At 46.6% G+C, this 17,194-nt stretch carries 13 protein-coding genes and 2 riboswitches; of the genes, 4 read left to right on the top strand and 9 right to left on the bottom strand.

Features of this window, described 5'->3' with window-relative positions:
* Positions 1-98 precede the first annotated feature (98 nt).
* Positions 99-290: a Z-ring formation inhibitor MciZ gene (gene mciZ / locus Psch_RS21565; protein WP_190238869.1), complete on the top strand. Its 192-nt coding sequence runs from the start codon at positions 99-101 to the stop codon at positions 288-290.
* A gap of 209 nt (positions 291-499) precedes the next feature.
* On the opposite strand, the gene Psch_RS01155 is transcribed toward mciZ, so the two are convergent.
* The 7 genes from Psch_RS01155 to Psch_RS01125 form a co-directional block, all read right to left on the bottom strand.
* Positions 500-1,621: a M20/M25/M40 family metallo-hydrolase gene (locus Psch_RS01155; protein ID WP_190238868.1), complete on the bottom strand. Its 1,122-nt coding sequence runs from the start codon at positions 1,619-1,621 to the stop codon at positions 500-502.
* 172 nt (positions 1,622-1,793) lie between these two features.
* Positions 1,794-2,354 carry a 2-oxoacid:ferredoxin oxidoreductase subunit gamma family protein gene (locus Psch_RS01150; protein ID WP_190238867.1) on the bottom strand — a complete coding sequence of 187 codons (561 nt, stop codon included), beginning with the start codon at positions 2,352-2,354 and terminating at the stop codon, positions 1,794-1,796.
* The gene (locus Psch_RS01145) at positions 2,354-3,100 is read right to left on the bottom strand and encodes a thiamine pyrophosphate-dependent enzyme (RefSeq protein WP_134216852.1); all 747 of its coding nucleotides are present in this window, start codon (positions 3,098-3,100) and stop codon (positions 2,354-2,356) included. The genes Psch_RS01150 and Psch_RS01145 overlap by 1 nt, the downstream gene beginning before the upstream one ends.
* Complete coding sequence (locus Psch_RS01140; RefSeq protein ID WP_190238866.1) at positions 3,097-4,164, bottom strand: 3-methyl-2-oxobutanoate dehydrogenase subunit VorB; 1,068 nt, start codon at positions 4,162-4,164, stop codon at positions 3,097-3,099. The genes Psch_RS01145 and Psch_RS01140 overlap by 4 nt, the downstream gene beginning before the upstream one ends.
* A complete protein-coding gene (locus Psch_RS01135; RefSeq protein ID WP_134216854.1) occupies positions 4,161-4,379 on the bottom strand; it encodes a 4Fe-4S binding protein in 219 nt (72 codons plus the stop codon). The genes Psch_RS01140 and Psch_RS01135 overlap by 4 nt, the downstream gene beginning before the upstream one ends.
* Before the next feature lie 171 nt (positions 4,380-4,550).
* A complete protein-coding gene (locus Psch_RS21030; protein WP_243123917.1) occupies positions 4,551-4,805 on the bottom strand; it encodes a hypothetical protein in 255 nt (84 codons plus the stop codon).
* A 496-nt stretch (positions 4,806-5,301) separates the two neighbouring features.
* Complete coding sequence (locus tag Psch_RS01125) at positions 5,302-5,919, bottom strand: LysE/ArgO family amino acid transporter (RefSeq protein WP_190238865.1); 618 nt, start codon at positions 5,917-5,919, stop codon at positions 5,302-5,304.
* A 136-nt stretch (positions 5,920-6,055) separates the two neighbouring features.
* On the opposite strand from Psch_RS01125, the gene Psch_RS01120 reads away from it, so the two are divergent.
* The 3 genes from Psch_RS01120 to Psch_RS01110 all read left to right on the top strand — a co-directional run bounded on the left by Psch_RS01120 (position 6,056) and on the right by Psch_RS01110 (position 10,856).
* Positions 6,056-7,507, top strand: coding sequence for an aminotransferase-like domain-containing protein (locus Psch_RS01120; protein ID WP_190238864.1), 1,452 nt, complete (start codon positions 6,056-6,058; stop codon positions 7,505-7,507).
* A gap of 115 nt (positions 7,508-7,622) precedes the next feature.
* Positions 7,623-7,696: riboswitch (Fluoride riboswitch) on the top strand.
* A 128-nt stretch (positions 7,697-7,824) separates the two neighbouring features.
* A complete protein-coding gene (locus Psch_RS01115) occupies positions 7,825-9,360 on the top strand; it encodes a MutS-related protein (RefSeq protein ID WP_190238863.1) in 1,536 nt (511 codons plus the stop codon).
* A complete protein-coding gene (locus tag Psch_RS01110) occupies positions 9,357-10,856 on the top strand; it encodes a MutS-related protein (protein ID WP_190238862.1) in 1,500 nt (499 codons plus the stop codon). Before Psch_RS01115 ends, Psch_RS01110 begins: the two co-directional genes overlap by 4 nt.
* A 292-nt stretch (positions 10,857-11,148) precedes the next feature.
* Here Psch_RS01110 and Psch_RS01105 read toward each other — a convergent pair whose 3' ends face one another.
* Both Psch_RS01105 and Psch_RS01100 read right to left on the bottom strand, forming a co-directional pair.
* On the bottom strand, positions 11,149-12,918 hold the full coding sequence (locus tag Psch_RS01105) for a dynamin family protein (RefSeq protein ID WP_190238861.1): 1,770 nt from the start codon (positions 12,916-12,918) through the stop codon (positions 11,149-11,151).
* Positions 12,919-12,980: 62 nt separating this feature from the next.
* Positions 12,981-13,039, bottom strand: a riboswitch (Fluoride riboswitch).
* 166 nt (positions 13,040-13,205) lie between these two features.
* Positions 13,206-17,159, bottom strand: coding sequence for an S-layer homology domain-containing protein (locus tag Psch_RS01100; protein WP_190238860.1), 3,954 nt, complete (start codon positions 17,157-17,159; stop codon positions 13,206-13,208).
* Between the last annotated feature and the right edge of the window lie 35 nt (positions 17,160-17,194).

Genomic DNA, 17,194 nt, shown 5'->3' with positions numbered 1-17,194 from the left:
GCGTCCTTTTTATAACCTGCCTGACAAAACGAAAAGCTCATAACTTCTTGCTGTCTTTCATATGTTTAAAGGACAAGTTAGGAAGGGAGCCAAAATCCATGGCAATGCGCGCAGGTACAAATAATGTTTGCGAACACATTGGGACTGGGGAGTCTTTCAGGGTAAAACTTTACGTTCAAAAGGGAGGAGTTTTTCTTTGCGGCAAGCCAAAAGAAATCCGGCGCCTGCTTCAGACCTATGCCAGCAGGTACCGGACTGTTAAGGAACTAATAACTCATAATCTTAATTGAGACACATTTAGATGCAGAACATATCAATGATTTTCGGGATAGTTTAACATGCCGCTGTCGCAGCGCCACGTATCATAAAAATATACTTAGCGATGTAGGCGCGATTTCAAGCGCACACGGCGTGTCAGCGCTGAACTTGGGATCTAATGCAACTTTGTGCGAATGAATTCGCACCTGCATTTTTCGGGGACGTGCTCCGTATGTTGTTTTCAGGGTAGAGCCTGGGTTGCGCGTACAATTTCTAAAAGGTAACGGGCATTGCCGCTGAGGTCGGCCAGGCTGATAAATTCCTCTGTTGTATGGACTTTACTCATCCCGATACCCAGCACAACCGCTGGAATACCTTTACTGTTATAACTATTGGCGTCGCTGCCCCCGCCGGTATTTTTCAGGCTGGCGGTTAATCCCAAGTTTTTAGCTGCGCTTGAGGCCAGGCGGACAGGAAGAGATTGCTCATCCAGTCTAAATCCATCATATTGCCTATCTACCACAATTTTGGCTTTGGCGCCAAATTTACCAGCAGCTTTTTGTAGAGTTTCACACATATGTGAAGTCTGCGCTGTTAACTTGGCGTGGACCAAGCTGCGCGCCTCACCCTGGATGGTTACACTGTCGGGGACAATATTGGTTGCTTTACCACCTGAAATAATACCGATATTGCTGGTGGTCTCTTCGTCAATGCGACCAACCTTCATCCCGGCAATGGCCTGGGAGGCTACCATAATCGCATTAATCCCTTGCTCGGGGTTAATCCCGGCGTGGGCCGACCTGCCTGTGATGGTCGCTCCTATATGGTCCTGCCATGGAGCCCTGGTAACGATCGTACCAGGCGGCCCGTCGCTGTCAAGCACAAAACCGGCTGTTGCCGCCAGTTGGCTGTAATCCAGGTTCTTGGAACCAAAAAGCCCGCCTTCTTCCCAGATGGTAAAAACAACCTCCAGGCCGCCATGTTCAATGTTTTGCTCCCTGACCAACCGCAAAACCTCAAGAATGGCGGCGATGCCGGCCTTGTCGTCGGCCCCAAGTACAGTATCACCGGAAGATCGGACCAACTCCCCGTCAATCAGGGGCTTGACCCCACTGCCGGGTTCTACCGTATCCATGTGGGCAGACAGCAGCAACACAGGAGCTCCGCTCTTTCCAGGCAGCTTGCCGATAATGTTGCCGGTATCCGACCCAACTTCCCGGCCGGCGTTGTCTTCACTTACCTCCAGGCCAATTTCTGAAAGTTTTCTTTTGAGCAGATCAGCCATGTCCCGCTCTTTGCCGGATACGCTGTCGACCTGGACGAGTTCTAAAAATTCATTTAGAATACGTTCAGATTTAACCATAATCACCCACCCTGAATATAGGATTCCGGATTGACCTTGATTTTAAGGGATTATTGCATTGCTTTTAGGTCATGTGCGAATGAATTCGCACCTGCATTTTGGTTATATAGGGCATTTTTCATATTAATTAGCAGCTTCGCCAGGAGGTGTTATCATAAATCTTTTTAATATATTAATCCGTCCGGGAAAATTTATGCGTCCTGACCAGTTCGGCCCCTCTTTCGAGCGCCTTGACGTTGGCCGGGATCATGTGGTGGTGCCGCTTTGGAAAGACTTCCTTTAAGGATTGTTCCACTCCTTTTATGGACGCTACCCCGGTTAACTCAAGCAAAGCCCCCAGGATGACGTTGTTAGCCACCTTGACGTTCCCCAGCGCTTCCGCTTCCTCATTGGCCCGGATGCTTACAACCTTAACGTCGCTCCGGGTAACCGGCGACTCTACCAGGGAACTGTTAATAATAATCATACCGCCCGGGACCACCGACTCCTGATATCTCGCCAGTGAGGAATTGTTCATCACGACCAGGACTGTCGGCTCGGTAACAATGGGCGAACTGATTTCACGGTCCGAGATGGTGACACCGCAGTTGGCCACCCCACCCCTTTTTTCCACCCCGTAGACCGGGACGTAGGAAACACACTTTCCTTCCAATAACCCCGCCTGAGCGAGCAACTGACCGGTTGACAAAGCTCCTTGCCCGCCAAAACCGGCAATATAAATTTCCTCCAGCATCAGGCCACCCCCTCCGGCTTTTTGAACTCACCAAGTGGATAGTAAGGGATCATATTGTCCTCAAGCCATTTTACGGCTTCCAGAGGAGATAGACCCCAGTTGGTCGGACAGGTGGAAAGCACCTCCACCAGGGAAAAACCCAGCCCTGCCATTTGGACCTCGAAAGACTTTTTAATGACCTTTTTGGCCTGGATAATTGACTTGGGACTGTGCACGGCTACCCTGGCCAGGTAAGCTGAACCTTCCAATGGCGCAAGCATTTCACAGACCTTGACCGGAAAGCCGTTAATCTCCTTTTTGCGTCCAAAGGGAGTGGTTTTAGTCACCTGCCCCATTAGGGTGGTGGGCGCCATCTGGCCGCCGGTCATACCATAAACAGCGTTATTGATAAAAATAACGGTAATATTTTCGCCGCGCGCGGCAGCGTGCACAAATTCCCCTGTGCCTATTGCCGCCAGGTCTCCATCACCCTGGTAGGTAAAAATGACCCGGTCCGGCAGGACCCTCTTTATTCCTGTAGCAACTGCGGGGGCTCTCCCGTGTGAGGCCTGGACCATATCCATATCAAAATAGTCCATGGTGAAAACGGAACATCCTACTGAGGCCAAGCCAATCGTGGTGTTCTGGATGCCCAGTTCGTCAATCGCTTCAGCTATCAGGCGGTGGGCTATGCCGTGGGTACAACCGGGGCAGTAGTGATAGGATACGTCTTTTAATGTTTTTGGCCTGGCAAAAACCTTTTTCATCGGTCAGCACCCCCGCTGTACAGCTTTATAACTTCCTCCAGGATATCCCTGGCCACCGGAACCATCCCGCCCAGACGGCCGTAATGGTAGACGGGAATCCGGCCTTTGACCGCCAGTTGGACATCCTCCTGCATTTGTCCCATGTTCATCTCCACTGCAAGCATACACTTAAACTTTCCAGCGATTTCTCCGATAAAATCATATGGAAACGGCCACAGGGTAATAGGCCTGATCAGACCGGCGGGAATACCCCGCTGCCTGGCTTTGTCCACAACCGAGCGGCAGAGCCTGGAAGCTGTGCCAAAGGCCACCAGGACGATTTCCGCGTCTTCCAGGAGGTAACCGTCACAGAGCTGCTCGCTTTGGCGCATCTTTTGGTATTTCTTTTCCAGCCTTAAATTTACAACTTCCATTTCTTCCGGAATGACAAAGCAGGAGTTAATCACGTTTCTCCCCTCGTGATAAGCCGTCCCGGTAGCCGCCCAGGGTTTGGCCGGCAACTGAATTTGATTATCTTCCTCCAGATCAACCGGCTCCATCATCTGCGCCATAATCCCGTCCGCCATCACCATCACCGGGTTGCGGTACTGGTCGGCAAGGTCAAAGGCCCTCCTGGTGTGATCCATTATTTCCTGTACAGAATTAGGCGCCAGAACGATCATGTGGTAATCTCCGTGGCCGCCTCCCTTGGTAGCCTGAGCATAATCCGCCTGGGAAGGCCCTATATTGCCCAAACCAGGACCACCCCGCATCAGGTTGACAACCACACAGGGGAGTTCCGCGCCGGCCATAAAGGATAAACCCTCCTGCATCAGGCTGATGCCTGGTCCCGAGGAAGCGGTCATCACCCTTGCGCCTGCGCCGGCGGCGCCGTAAACCATATTGATCGAGGCTACCTCGCTTTCTGCCTGCAAATACAGGCCCCCTACTTCCGGCAGGCGTCTGGCCAGGTAGTGGGTCAGCTCGCTTTGGGGCGTTATAGGATAACCAAAGAAGTAGCGGCAGCCTGCCCGCACCGCTGCTTCACCGATAGCTTCGTTTCCTTTCATCAAAAGCCTGGTCAAGCGCTCCTCTCCTCCCTCTCCACTTCGATCACCATGTCGGGACACACCAGCGCGCACAAAGCGCAACCGGTGCACTTGTCCTGCTCTTCCACCCCGGCAGGGTGATAGCCCATGCTGTTGATCTGCGCGGACATACTGATAATACCCTTGGGGCAGACCGGCAGACACAGCTGGCAGCCTTTGCAGCGTTCCTCTCTAAAGGTTACTCTTGCCAAAACTAGACTCTCCTTCCCAAACTCAACAAATATGTGTAGATATCCTCAAGGGACTCTACATATCAAATTTATTGGTTACAGCATTCACATCAGGTATCGTCAAAAACTACCCGAAAATGCAAACAAAGGCTAAAATTTAAGGTGCTCATTCATTCACACGATATATTAAAACTAAATAGAATCTTCCCAAGGCGACTTCATAAAAATATCAATTGGGAGGACCGGCGCTCCAAGGCGGCCAAGCTGGTCAGCCAGCTCCCTGCGGGCCGCTATAAAAGCAACAGGTAAGCCTAATTGTCCGGCCGCTCCGGCAATAACTTTGTAGCCTTGCAAAATGATTTTCGCATCTGTCCGGCGACCCAGGTTGGTATTGCAAATCAAGGCGTTTACCTGTAAACGGGAAGTCCTTTCAACGCCCCTCATCATCTTGATAATGCCGCTTTGATCTCTTGTATTGAGGCGGCAGGTATTAACAACAAAAAATATATTACAGGGGACTGCGTTAAGTTGCTCCTTAAAACGGCCTAAGGCCGTGGCGCCGATATCGTCGCCGCCGACATCTATAACTGCGTGCCCCTCGCCTTCAAAAATACCATAAATTGCCGCAGGCAGGGCCGGTACATCGGCGCCTGAAAGTTTGCCGCTCGGGCTGATAACCTTTATCCCTTTGCTTTCAAGGTTTTCCCTGACCGCTCTGACCCTGAAATACGGATTAATCAGGTCAAGGTCAACTACAGTTACCGCTTCACCACGGCCACGTAAAGATAAGGCATAGTTAAGGGCAGTTTCAGTTTTGCCGCTGCCAAAGCCTCCTGTAAATACGCTGATACGGTTTTTACTGGTCAGCTAGGAGACCTCCTTCCTGTCAAAAAAGATTTTATTCGACACTTTTTATTGAAAATCCTTTAACATAGTTTCGTTATTAGAATAGTGAAAACCCGATATAAATCGCCGCTGCCCACATGATCAAAGCGGAGATTTTGTTGATAATTACCATAAACCGCCCCGATTTATCTAACTCTCCAGTCATTCGTCCTACCGCGGCCAGGCCTATGAACCAGAGCCAGGAAACAACAATACAAGCTATTGTAAAAGCCCCCTTTTCCGCCCCATTGTAGTTGAGTGAACTGGTTCCGATCACTCCAATCGTGTCCATGATCGCATGAGGGTTCAAGAGCGACACTGATGCTGCAAACACAATTTGCTTCAAGGGGGTAAAAGTCTCTGCCGTATTATTTTCGCTCTTATGATTTCCAGGGGTACTCTTCCATGTGCTCCATCCCATATACAGCAAAAATACAATCCCTGTACTCAAGAATATCGTCTTAATCCAAAAGGAGCCCAGGACCACCAAAGAAACCCCTAGAACAGCAAGACTGATTAAAAGCGTATCGCAGAGTGAGGCCGTCAGCACAACCGGGAGCGCATTGATGAAACGTTTCTGCAGGGCCCCCTGATTAAAAACAAAAATGTTTTGGACACCGAGCGGAAGAATGAGTCCAAATGCCAGAATGAATCCGTGCATAAAGGCTGCTGCCATCCGAGTCCCTCCATTGCATCATGTATAAATACAATGATACTCAGACTGCGGCCGCTGTCTCCAACCAATTGGATGGATTTTGACCCAACCAAACAGTATAATGGGTTTAAAGTAAATTAGCGGAGATAACTCATTTATGTTTAACCTAGATTGGAAACCGGATAAATCATCTCCAGTACCTCTTTATTTACAGATCAAGGAGTACATCAAAGACAAAATAGAAACCGGGGAATGGCCTGTAAACAGCAAAATTCCTTCGCAGCGCGCCCTGGCGGAAATCTGGAAAATCAACCGCAGTACGATCGTTACGGCTGTGGATGAATTGATATCAGAGGGATTGCTAAAAGGCAGAAGCGGAAGCGGAACGAGGATTATCAATAATACATGGTCCTTGATGACCTCCACCCCGCCCCCTGACTGGAACTCCTATGTCCAAGCGGGAATTCATCAACCCAATTTTTCTACGATACAGGAAATAAATAAAGCAGAGTTCTATCCCAATATCATTCGAATGGGTACGGGAGAGCCTTCCCCCGATTTATTCCCTCGTGAAATGATGAAAAACGTGTTTAACCGTTTGACGGATCACATAGGTTCACTTGGCTATGAAGAACCAAAGGGGTTACTTTATTTGAGAGACCAAGTCAGTAAGCATCTAAAAACGTTCGGTATCGATGCTTCCCCCTCTTCCATTTTGATTGTTTCAGGCGCCTTGCAGGCATTGCAGTTGATTTCAATCGGCCTGTTACACCGGGGATCTACTATCTTTCTGGAAAAGCCTTCGTATCTGTATTCCCTGAATGTATTTCAATCTGCCGGGATGAGATTATTTGGATTGCCTTTAGATGAAAACGGGATTCAAACTAAAACGATCACGGAACAAAAAAGGAGGCAAAATGCTTCGTTGCTCTATACGATCCCGTCCTTCCATAACCCAACGGGAGTCTTGATGCCGGAAACAAGACGAGGAGAACTGATGGATGTATGCGAACAGGAACAACTTCCGATCATTGAAGATGAAGTATACCGGGAACTTTGGCTGGATTCCCCGCCGCCTCCCCCTTTGAAAGCCATCGATAAAAATGGTCTCGTATTGCATCTTGGCAGCATGTCCAAAACATTGAGCCCAGGATTACGAATTGGTTGGGTAGTTGGGCCGGAACCGGTCATTGAACGATTGGCAGATATCAAAATGCAAACGGATTACGGTTCCAGTTCCCTTTCTCAATGGACCGCAGCAGAATGGCTTTCAAGCGGGCTCTATCACCAACATCTTGAAAAGGTCCGGGAAGAACTGAAGGTTCGAAGAGAGGTCATGATTGAGGCGCTGCAAAAACATTTTTCGGACATTGCGACTTGGAGTGTTCCCAAAGGCGGTTTTTATGTCTGGCTGCGATTATTGCCTGCACTTTCCATCCGGAAACTTTTTGAAACGTCATTAGAGAAGGGGATACTATTGAACCCTGGTCATGTATATGACCAACATGCCAGCCAGTATCTCAGATTGTCCTATTCTTACGCTTCCATGTCTGAATTGAAACAGTGTCTACCTCAACTGTCCTTGATTATCAGGCAGCTGCTCAAATAGGTGAGTGTGCTTAGCTTGCCTATTCTAGCCTTTAGTTCAATGATTATATTTATATCTACTTTTCAAGAAATTGGCTGAAATTTGTTGTTGCAGGCGGTATTAAAAAATGTTACATTGTTACAAACGGGATGAAGCTCCCCTTTGGAAAAATCCGAACCGCTGATAACAGCTGATGGCTTCTACGAGAAAAAGGTAGAGACTATCAGCTTTTTTATGCTCAAAATAAAATATCCGGGCTGATAACTCCCATTATGCGGGCATTCGCAGCGGTAGAGTTGATATTGTGCGTCCGAGCCATAGCCAGGAGGTGTTTTTTCATGGCTTTCCACAGCATATTATTTGAAAGAACTGAAGACAGCATAAAAAAAGAAACCCTGGAAGCGCCCGACTTTTTTGTTGATTTAAATCTTGATCAGATTGTAGACGCCATCACGTCCGGTTGGCAGGAATATAATCTAAAACCTTTTTTTTACACTTCCTTCAAAGATATTGACTCGATCAAGTATCGTCAGGAAATAATGATGGATCTTGAAAATAAAACTTTTTTTGAGCATATAAAGGCCTTTGCGCAAAAAATGCGTGTAATGCGCGAACATCTAGCCCAAGCAGGCAAGCTTTACTATAAATACCAGAAGGAAAGATGGTTTTTAGACGCGGTAGAAATTTATTGCGAAGCCGTTAATTGCCTGCTAAATGATTTAACCCTGGCAGATTTAAAATCGCGCGGCTTCTTGGCCTTTCGTGAATATATAACGAACTATGCCAAATCCTTCCTTTTCACATCGCTTCTGGCGGAAACGAAAAAACTTACAACCGATTTGTCCGCCGTTAAATATTGCCTGCTCATTAAGGATAATTGGATCAAAGTCAGCAAGTATGCATCTGAAATTGATTACAGCGCCGAAGTGGTGGAAACATTCGAGAAATTTAAACAAGGAGCGGTGAAGGATTACCGAGTTAAATTTTCCACCTGGGTGGATATGAACCATGTTGAAGCTGGAGTGCTGGATTTGGTAGCCCAATGGTATCCCGACATTTTTTTAATTCTTGATGAGTTTTACGCTAAAAACAGCAATTATTTAGATGAAACGATCGGCGTTTTTGACCGGGAAATACATTTCTACGTAGCCTATTTGGAGTATATAGCAATATTCAAGCAAGCGGGACTGAAATTTTGTTACCCGCAGCTTTCAGATGAATACAAGGAAGTTTATGATTTTGAGGGATTTGATTTAGCCCTGGCCAATAAACTAATTGCCGAAAATTTGTCCGTCGTGTGCAATGATTTTCACCTGAAAGACAAGGAGCGCATATTTGTAGTATCCGGTCCGAACCAGGGCGGTAAAACAACCTTCGCCCGTACTTTCGGACAACTGCATTACCTGGCCGGCATAGGCTGTCCCGTCCCGGGCAGACAAGCGCGACTCTATCTGTTCGACAGGCTCTTTACCCATTTTGAGAAAGAAGAAAACATCAAGAATCTCCGCGGCAAACTGCAGGACGACCTGATCAGGATTCACGATATCCTAAACCAGGCCACATCAAACAGTATTATCATCATGAATGAGATTTTCACTTCCACAACCTTAAAAGACGCCATTTTTTTAGGTAAAAAGGTAATGGAAAGAATAATACAATTGGATTTGCTGTGCGTTTGTGTAACTTTCATAGATGAATTGGCTTCTTTAAGCGAGAAAACCGTAAGCCTGGTCAGCACGGTAGTGCCAAATAACCCAGCATTGCGAACCTATAAAATTTTAAGAAGGCCTAATAACGGACCCATATACGCGATATCAATTGCCGAAAAGTACAGACTTACCTACGATTGCATAAAGGAGCGCATTAAATCATGAAAGCTTTTCTCATGTATAAAGATCTTGATTTTGATCTGCAGGCGAAATTACCTGTGAATGGACAAGCGCTGACACAAGATCTGGAATTGGACACGCTGTTTAACGCCATGGCGCTCGGCGACAGGTTTCTTTTTGAAGTGGTAAGAAAAGCCTTTCTGTCCGGTTTAAATGATCTGGACACAATACTGTATCGCCAAGATATTCTTAAAGATTGCCTGAAAAATGCTGCCATAGTCAGGGATATCTACGATATCGCGGTAGAATCAATTGAAAGCGAGAAAAAAAATTATTTTGGTTTTTACAGCAAATATCCCTCCGCGATACTGCATAGAGCTATAAATGTGTTGAAGATGTTTTTGGGCATGCTTAAAAAACTAAAGAATATAGCCGGTGAACATGCTGATAAATTTGAATCGGAAGGCTTTACAGCGTTTTTCACGATGATTAACAAAGAACTTGATGAGGAATATTTTGCCGTCATCCAAAACCATTTAAGGGAACTGGAATTCCGCGACGGAGTTTTGATCAGCGCTGAATTGGGAAAAGGCAATAAAGGTATCAATTACATACTTCGTAAACCACATGACAAAAAACAAAGCTGGATTGCCCGGATCTTTGCGAAAAAACAGCAAGCTCACACCTTATATATCAGTGATCGCGATGAAAACGGCGCCAGGGCGCTGTCGGAATTAAACGACAGGGGGATCAACCTTGTCGCCAACGCGCTCGCCCAGTCCACCGATCATATTCTCAGTTTCTTTAACGTATTGCGGATCGAATTGGCTTTTTACGTAGGCTGTTTGAATTTACACGGGCAGCTTTCCCAAAAGGGGGAGCCTATGTCCTTTCCTGTCCCAGTGGCGCCTAATGAACGCAGGCACTCTTTTAGCGGATTATACGATGTCTGTCTGGCTTTAAACTTGGAACAAAGCGTTGTGGGCAACGATGTGAATGCTGATAATAAAGACCTGGTGATCATCACAGGCGCCAACCAGGGCGGCAAATCGACTTTTTTGCGAAGCATAGGTTTGTGCCAATTGATGATGCAATGCGGTATGTTTGTGGCGGCGGAGTCTTTCTGTGCCAATATCTGCGACGGCCTTTTCACACATTACAAGCGGGAAGAAGACGCTGCCATGAACAGCGGGAAACTTGATGAAGAACTCAGCAGGATGAGCGATATCGTAGACAATATAAGGGCAGATTCCCTGCTGCTGTTCAATGAATCCTTTGCCGCGACAAACGAAAGAGAAGGCTCGGAGATCGCAAGGCAGATAATTTGCGCATTATTGGAAAAACGCATCAAGGTTTTCTTCGTTACGCATTTATATGATTTTGCGCATGGTTTTTATGATAAACAAACGGACAACGCCATTTTCCTGCGGGCTGAAAGACAAACGGGCGGAGAAAGGACTTTTAAAATAATTGAAGGTGAACCACTGCAAACTAGTTTTGGTAAAGATTTATATGACAGGATTTTCGAAACAAACGGCTAAATTCAATTCACGTTGGATTACATAGTACAGGAACCTTATCAGTCCCCTCAGATATAATAAAAACGGTCTGGCCGGTTACTATCACAGCCTCAACCGGCAGACCGGTATCTTCGATCTCCTCGTGATTGAAAATAGTGGGCCAGTAATGAAAGCAAGCCGGCTGTACTCCACAGCGAGTATATCGACGTTGATATGTCAGCCGGCTTCTCTTCAGATATATGACTGGGACACGCAGCGGTAAGCCGAAACTTATTGTGTTAAGGCATCTCATGAAATAGAACTTAGGGTTTTTCTAACGAGAGGCAATAACTTGCTGAACCATATCTTTCATCTGTCTCAGCTCATCATATTCCTTACGCCAACTTTCCAATCTTTCGGCACGCTCCTTCTCACCCAGGTCCCTTTCCAACCTGGCTGTATGAATAGCTGCGAGCAGTCCTTTGGACACTGAGTTGGCTCGCAGCCTTAGATCGCCAGCCACATCCCTGGCGCTTTCCTTCAAGCCTTCTGCCAGGTCGAAACGGACACGGCCGCAGTTGCGGTCAAAAAGTTCTACAAGTTTGTTTTTAGCATTTTTCAGCAAACGGCCGCCTACCAGTGTTTTTGGGAGCACACCCAACACTGTTAAAGTCTCCAATGAGGGAATGAAGGATGGGTGTTCCTCAAAGTAAAAGTAAAACCTTTTTGAACCCAGGATGTATTCCTTGGATGCCGACTTATCCACGGATATGTTGAAAATTTCCGCCGAAATCTCCATCATCCGGTCAACTATTTCTTCAATCCTGCCAAAAAAGCGAAGCGCCACCTTTTCAAATTGCTCCCTTATGATCAGGCGCTGTTCGTTGCGTTTTTCATCCAGGACGCTCAGGATAAGTTCCCTGCTGTATTGGTTTAAAATAACAGCCAACTCTTTAGCCGACTTACCGGGCGACTCTTTATGATAGTACTCTTCCAACAACTTTACCAGCTCATCTGCCTTAACCGAAAAGAAATCATTGAGGTTTTCCCCTACCGATGTTCCCAGGCGTTCCACCTCTCGGTAGAGAAGATAAATTGAGTCCTCCCGGTCTTGCTCCAAAGACTCCATCTGAGCTGTAAAGGCATCAATTTTTTGGTCGAGTTCTTCCAATGAACCTTCCATTGCCCGTTGCCAAAGCTGAAGCTCCACTTCCAGTTCCCCGATTGTCCGGAGCGCTCTGGCGGCGGATGCCTCCAGGATTAACTGGCCCTTGTTGTTGTGGATAAAATTCCCCAGTTTTTTTTCGAACGTCAATATACCGCTGGCCTCCAACGATATTGCACTGTCGCCGCCGGTCCGGCTCTGCAAGGCCTGTCTGGCTGACATCGGTAACAGTTCATAGTTCCCCTCGCCCAGGTGCGACTTTAAGGTTTCCACAGCAAAAGCGCCGGCTTCAGTTACATCTTCCGCTGTGGCTATATCAACCTTGTTCAGGATATAAAACAGCTTGTTAACGTATTTCGAGATATCTTTCAGGTAATCAAGTTCAATTTTACTAAGCGGCGCGTCGATGGAAATGATAAAAGCAGCAGCGTCTGAGTATGGCAGATAGGCATAGGCCGCTTCTGTGTTGTGCTGGTAAACCGAACCCACCCCTGGCGTGTCGACCAGGATTATACCCTGTTCAAGAAATTCCGAGGGGTAGCGGATCTGGACCTCACGGATCTTTTTGGTGTTTTTGGGGTTACCCTTTTCCGTAACGTAACCGGATATTTGATCCAGTGAAATTTCTTCAATGACACCGCTCATGTGGACTGCGTAAACAACAAGACTCTCCCCGTAACGAATCACAGTCGGGATGGCTGTTAACGGTACGATCGCGGTTGGGAGGAGTTGGGCGCCCAAAAGCGCGTTGATAAAAGTGGACTTGCCCCGCTTGAATTCACCCAAAATAACAAGAGTGAATGTTTCCTGGATTAGCCTTTCCCTGCTCTCAAGCAGGAGCGATGCGGCCAGGGAGTTCTCCTTTTGCCTGGCGAAAGCGACTGCCTGGTCCAATACCTGGATCATAGTATTTTTTCTTAAAACAAACTGGTCCAACATCTGTAATCCCCCGTCAATAGTTGTTACAACCTCCTTGAGAATACAAAAGCTCCTGTAAAGTATACTTTACAGGAGCCATCAGCCATTCGGGCACAAGGCGAGCTCCATCGCCTGTTGTTTAATTGTAATCACTATATAAGAATAAAGCTAACTGGAGCAAAAGTCAAATAGATTGCTTTATTTGACGCTTACGTAGTATTGACTAACCCGCCAATTGACCCTTTGTTAAGAATAACTTGGTGTCAGACACCAAGTTATTCCAAGTTATTATGGCCGTGATTGACGGCTTAGTTACTGGGTAGTGCCGGAATCGTTACACTGGCAGTTGCACTGCCTTCACTTAATTTTGTGCTCGTTTCAGCCTTCCCTACTTCTACCGCTAAAACCTGTTCTGCACTGGTCTGAGCTACCGCGTCAAAGGTGATCTTCCCGTCTGCATAGGCCGGGTTCTCCAGAGTGTATGCTACCCCGTCTAAAGTTGCTCCATATTCAAAGTCGGCCAATGCTAACCCCGCCGGAGTTGCTCCGCTTAAGGTTATTGTGATTTCTCCGTTCGTTATGCTGATGGCCGTGATTGACGGCTTAGTTACTGGTAGTGCCGGAATCGTTACACTGTCAGTAGCACTGCCCTCACTTAGCAAGGTGCTCGTTTCAGCCTTCCCTACTTCTACCGCTAAAACCTGTTCTGCACTGGTCTGGGCTACCGCGTCAAAGGTAATCTTCCCGTCTGCATAGGCCACATTCTTGAGTGTGTATGCTTCCCCGTCTAAAGTTGCTCCATATTCAAAGTCGGCCAATGCTAACCCCGCCGGAGCTGCTCCGCTTAAGGTTATTGTGATTTCTCCGTTCGTTACGCTGATGGCCGTGATTGACGGCTTAGTTACGGTTAACGCCGGAATCGTCACACTGGCAGCTGCACCGCCCTCACTTAGCAGGGTGCTCGCTTCAGACTTTCCTATTGATACCGCTAAAACCTGTTCCGCGCTGGTCTGGGTTACCGCGTCAAAGGTGATCTTCCCCTCTGCATAGGCCGGGTTCTCCAGAGTGTATGCTTCCCCGTCTAAAGTTGCCCCGTATTCAAAGTCGGCCAATGCCAACCCCGCCGGAGCTGCTCCGCTAAAGGTTATTGTGATTTCTCCGTTCGCTACGCTGATGGCCGTGATTGATGGCTCAGTTACCGGCAATACAACTGTTTGCTGGGTACTGATTCCAGCAAACTTATCCGTAGCTGCCTTTGTCCTGACTTGAACCTTACTAATCCCGTCTTTAAGCTTCAAATTAGCGGGCATGCCTAAATTCGCTGTTGTTCCAACTACTGTTAAGTTAGACCATCCGGTCCATACATCGTTACCAAGTACATCAACTCTGAACTGAAAGTTTGCAGCGTTCTCCGGTAAGCCTTCCAAAACAGCTGTCAGTCCATCCACGCTCATCCTTACCCCAGTAAAGGAAGCTGCCGCAGGTCTTACAGGTACTACTAATTCATAAGGTTGACTAGCAAAAGAACTGTTTGTAGCCCTATACCTGAAATATAATGTTTCGCCGGGAGTGAGTTTTAATCTTAACCCCATTCCTGGTTGGCTGGTTTCGAAGTTTTCACTGGCGGACCGCTCCATAGCTGAGGTAATTGCTTGTATGGTTGCCTCTGCCGTATAGTCTATACCAATAACCGGTGCTTCCGCTCGTGCTGTAACCAGTGCGGTAATACCAGCAGCCGTAAAAGGAGGAGCCTGCTTATAGCGAATCTTTATAAGACTATCGGCTAAATCAACATCTACAGCTCCATCAACATCGTGCCACTCTAGCTCTAAATCTACCTTATACTCCGCATCATACATATCTTCGGAAACAGAAATCGTTCCATTCTGATAATTAATATCAAGCTCAGGGGCGGGGAGGGTATATACAACATTATTCCCTGTTACCGTACCTGTGCCGCTATAGAATACTTCACCGCCCTGCTGGTTATTTACTTCTAAATCACTTTGTGTTTGAATTTGGAGACCTGCTCCCTGAACAACTACCTGTCCGGTTACAATTACTTCTTCGGCAATCTCCATGACAACATCGTTAGCTTCAATTGTTACTGATCCGCTAACATTTTCGAACACGGCTACTTCAGCGGGCACAGTGATGACCAGGTTGTTGACAGGGGCCTGAATAGCAACGGACTGTCCTGTAGCATTTCCACCCACTGTTACATCACTATTCTGTAAACCGGTACCGGTTAATGTTGCTCCGGTATTTACTTGAACAGCCGCCTGAATTGGAGAATTAGCCGCAAATGTCATACCTTGGGCATTAATTGTAATATTAACGCTGGCTGAAACCGGGGCATTAATTGTAACTGTTTGATTTGCCGCACCAGCTCCAACAACAATATCACCACTGAACACATTTTCTGAAGGAGCAGTCAATGTGGCTCCTGCGTTAAGGGTTAATGTACCGCAAATGGAAGCACCTTCCTCTGCATTGATATGCAATCCTTCTGCATTTGCGTATACAGCACCAAGTACAGTCTCACCGTTTAAATGAGCTGAGTGCTCACCACCACCGTCAAAATAAGAGGCTCCGGTTACTTCAACATTATCAAGAGTAACATCGCCATCACCAATTCCTATCCCAGCAGTAAAATCACCGTCAATTGTCATATTCTTGAGAGTTACCTCAGTCTTCTCCACATTGACATTGCCTGTAATTTTTCTTGTCTTATCTGCCGTATTACCTTGGATAGTTAAATCCTCTCTATCAATTACCAGAGTTTCCTGCAAATCAATATCGGCAGCCAATATAATCGTCTCAACATTCTCATCAACTAAGGCGGCTGCAAGTTCATCAATATTATTTACAGTTTCTTCATTTACATCTTTATCATCATCATCATCGTGGCCGCCACCGCCACCACCACCGCCGCCTGTGCTAGTGGATTTGGATACATCTTTACCATTAATTGTAAGTGTGGCTGTTCCTGAAATCGTGATATTAGTTATACTCTGTTCAATTTTTGAACCATTTGCATCTTCATTGGCAACCAGCTTGCTAATGGTACCCTTACCGGTTACTGTTACCTTAGCCTTTAATGTTAAAGTATTGACAGATGCGCCGGTAGCTACTTGAATCTCCGCCCCTTCACCATCTTCATTAACAGTTAATTTAGCTACTTTGGAAGTTCCGGTTATTTGAACATCAGCATTAGTTTCCACAGAAACATTTTCAAAATCGCCTTCAAGTTCTATCTCTTCGCCTGGCTTAATTACTAAGATTCCTACATCTTTAAAGCCTGTTCCAGTCAAAGAATCTTCCTCGAGCTTAGCAGCAGATTCCAGCCGAACAGAATCAATAGAGGTTGTTCCTTTCGCCACAACTCTCACTTTACCATTTACACGATAGACAATTAATTCGCCAGATAAGGAAGAATTATTAATAACAACGCTGTTTTCGCCGCCACCACTTACCAAGGTGGTTCCTTTCACTGTAACATTATCAAGTTCCACATCGCCGTTGCCAATACCGGCTACCAAAATCAAGTCACCAGAAATAATGGTGTTCTTAATAGTTACGTCGGCAACGTTAACTGTAACATTACCTGTAATTGTTTTGGTTCCTTGGTCAGATCCAAAAATTCCGGCAGAATTAAATAAAGTACCGACTGCCCTATCTAGAGTAGTAACAGTTTCGGCTCTGGTAATGGACTTAGCAGGCTGAAGAGTTCCATCCGGATAACCGCCCATATATCCTTTAGCAGCCACCGCTCCGATAAAGTTCTTACTCCATTGAGGAATATTAGCCTTGTCGCTAAACTTACTTACATCACTTTGAGAACCATCCAACTTAAGGAGCCTAGCCAACATTGCCGCAGCTTCCTGTCGGCTGATTTTCTTATTCGGCCCAAACGTTCCATCATCATACCCGTTTACATATCCTGCAGCTTGGGCTTTTTGAATTTCAGCAGCAAACCAATCACCAGACTTTACATCAGTGAAACTAATTTCTGCCTTCTCACTAAAACCATAAGCCCTGTTGACTAAGACGACAAACTCTGCACGGGTTATATCACTTCCCGGACGGAAGGTGTTATCAGGGTAACCGGTGACTAAACCATCGGATACCCATTTTGCGATTTGTTTCTCAGCCCAATGGTTATTGATGTCAGTTAACTGTGAAGCGGATACTACCCCTGCCAATGTAATCATTAATACGATTACTACGAACAGGGTAAGCAGCTTCCCTTTTACTCCCATAAACGACTCCTCCTTGTTTTTTGCTGATTTACTCT

Origin of the sequence: Pelotomaculum schinkii, from assembly GCF_004369205.1 — a bacterium.
Taxonomy (GTDB): domain Bacteria; phylum Bacillota; class Desulfotomaculia; order Desulfotomaculales; family Pelotomaculaceae; genus Pelotomaculum_C; species Pelotomaculum_C schinkii.
This window is presented reverse-complemented; position numbering and strand designations above follow the sequence as displayed.

Excerpts from the sequence above, each read along its gene's own strand:
- Psch_RS21030 (WP_243123917.1), bottom strand. The coding sequence starts at position 4,805 with ATGATGAGGGGCGTTGAAAGGACTTCCCGTTTACAGGTAAACGCCTTG.
- Psch_RS01155 (WP_190238868.1), bottom strand. The coding sequence starts at position 1,621 with ATGGTTAAATCTGAACGTATTCTAAATGAATTTTTAGAACTCGTCCAG.
- Psch_RS01110 (WP_190238862.1), top strand. The coding sequence starts at position 9,357 with ATGAAAGCTTTTCTCATGTATAAAGATCTTGATTTTGATCTGCAGGCG.
- Psch_RS01150 (WP_190238867.1), bottom strand. The coding sequence starts at position 2,354 with ATGCTGGAGGAAATTTATATTGCCGGTTTTGGCGGGCAAGGAGCTTTG.
- Psch_RS01100 (WP_190238860.1), bottom strand. The coding sequence starts at position 17,159 with ATGGGAGTAAAAGGGAAGCTGCTTACCCTGTTCGTAGTAATCGTATTA.
- mciZ (WP_190238869.1), top strand. The coding sequence starts at position 99 with ATGGCAATGCGCGCAGGTACAAATAATGTTTGCGAACACATTGGGACT.
- Psch_RS01115 (WP_190238863.1), top strand. The coding sequence starts at position 7,825 with ATGGCTTTCCACAGCATATTATTTGAAAGAACTGAAGACAGCATAAAA.
- Psch_RS01105 (WP_190238861.1), bottom strand. The coding sequence starts at position 12,918 with ATGTTGGACCAGTTTGTTTTAAGAAAAAATACTATGATCCAGGTATTG.
- Psch_RS01145 (WP_134216852.1), bottom strand. The coding sequence starts at position 3,100 with ATGAAAAAGGTTTTTGCCAGGCCAAAAACATTAAAAGACGTATCCTAT.
- Psch_RS01125 (WP_190238865.1), bottom strand. The coding sequence starts at position 5,919 with ATGGCAGCAGCCTTTATGCACGGATTCATTCTGGCATTTGGACTCATT.
- Psch_RS01120 (WP_190238864.1), top strand. The coding sequence starts at position 6,056 with ATGTTTAACCTAGATTGGAAACCGGATAAATCATCTCCAGTACCTCTT.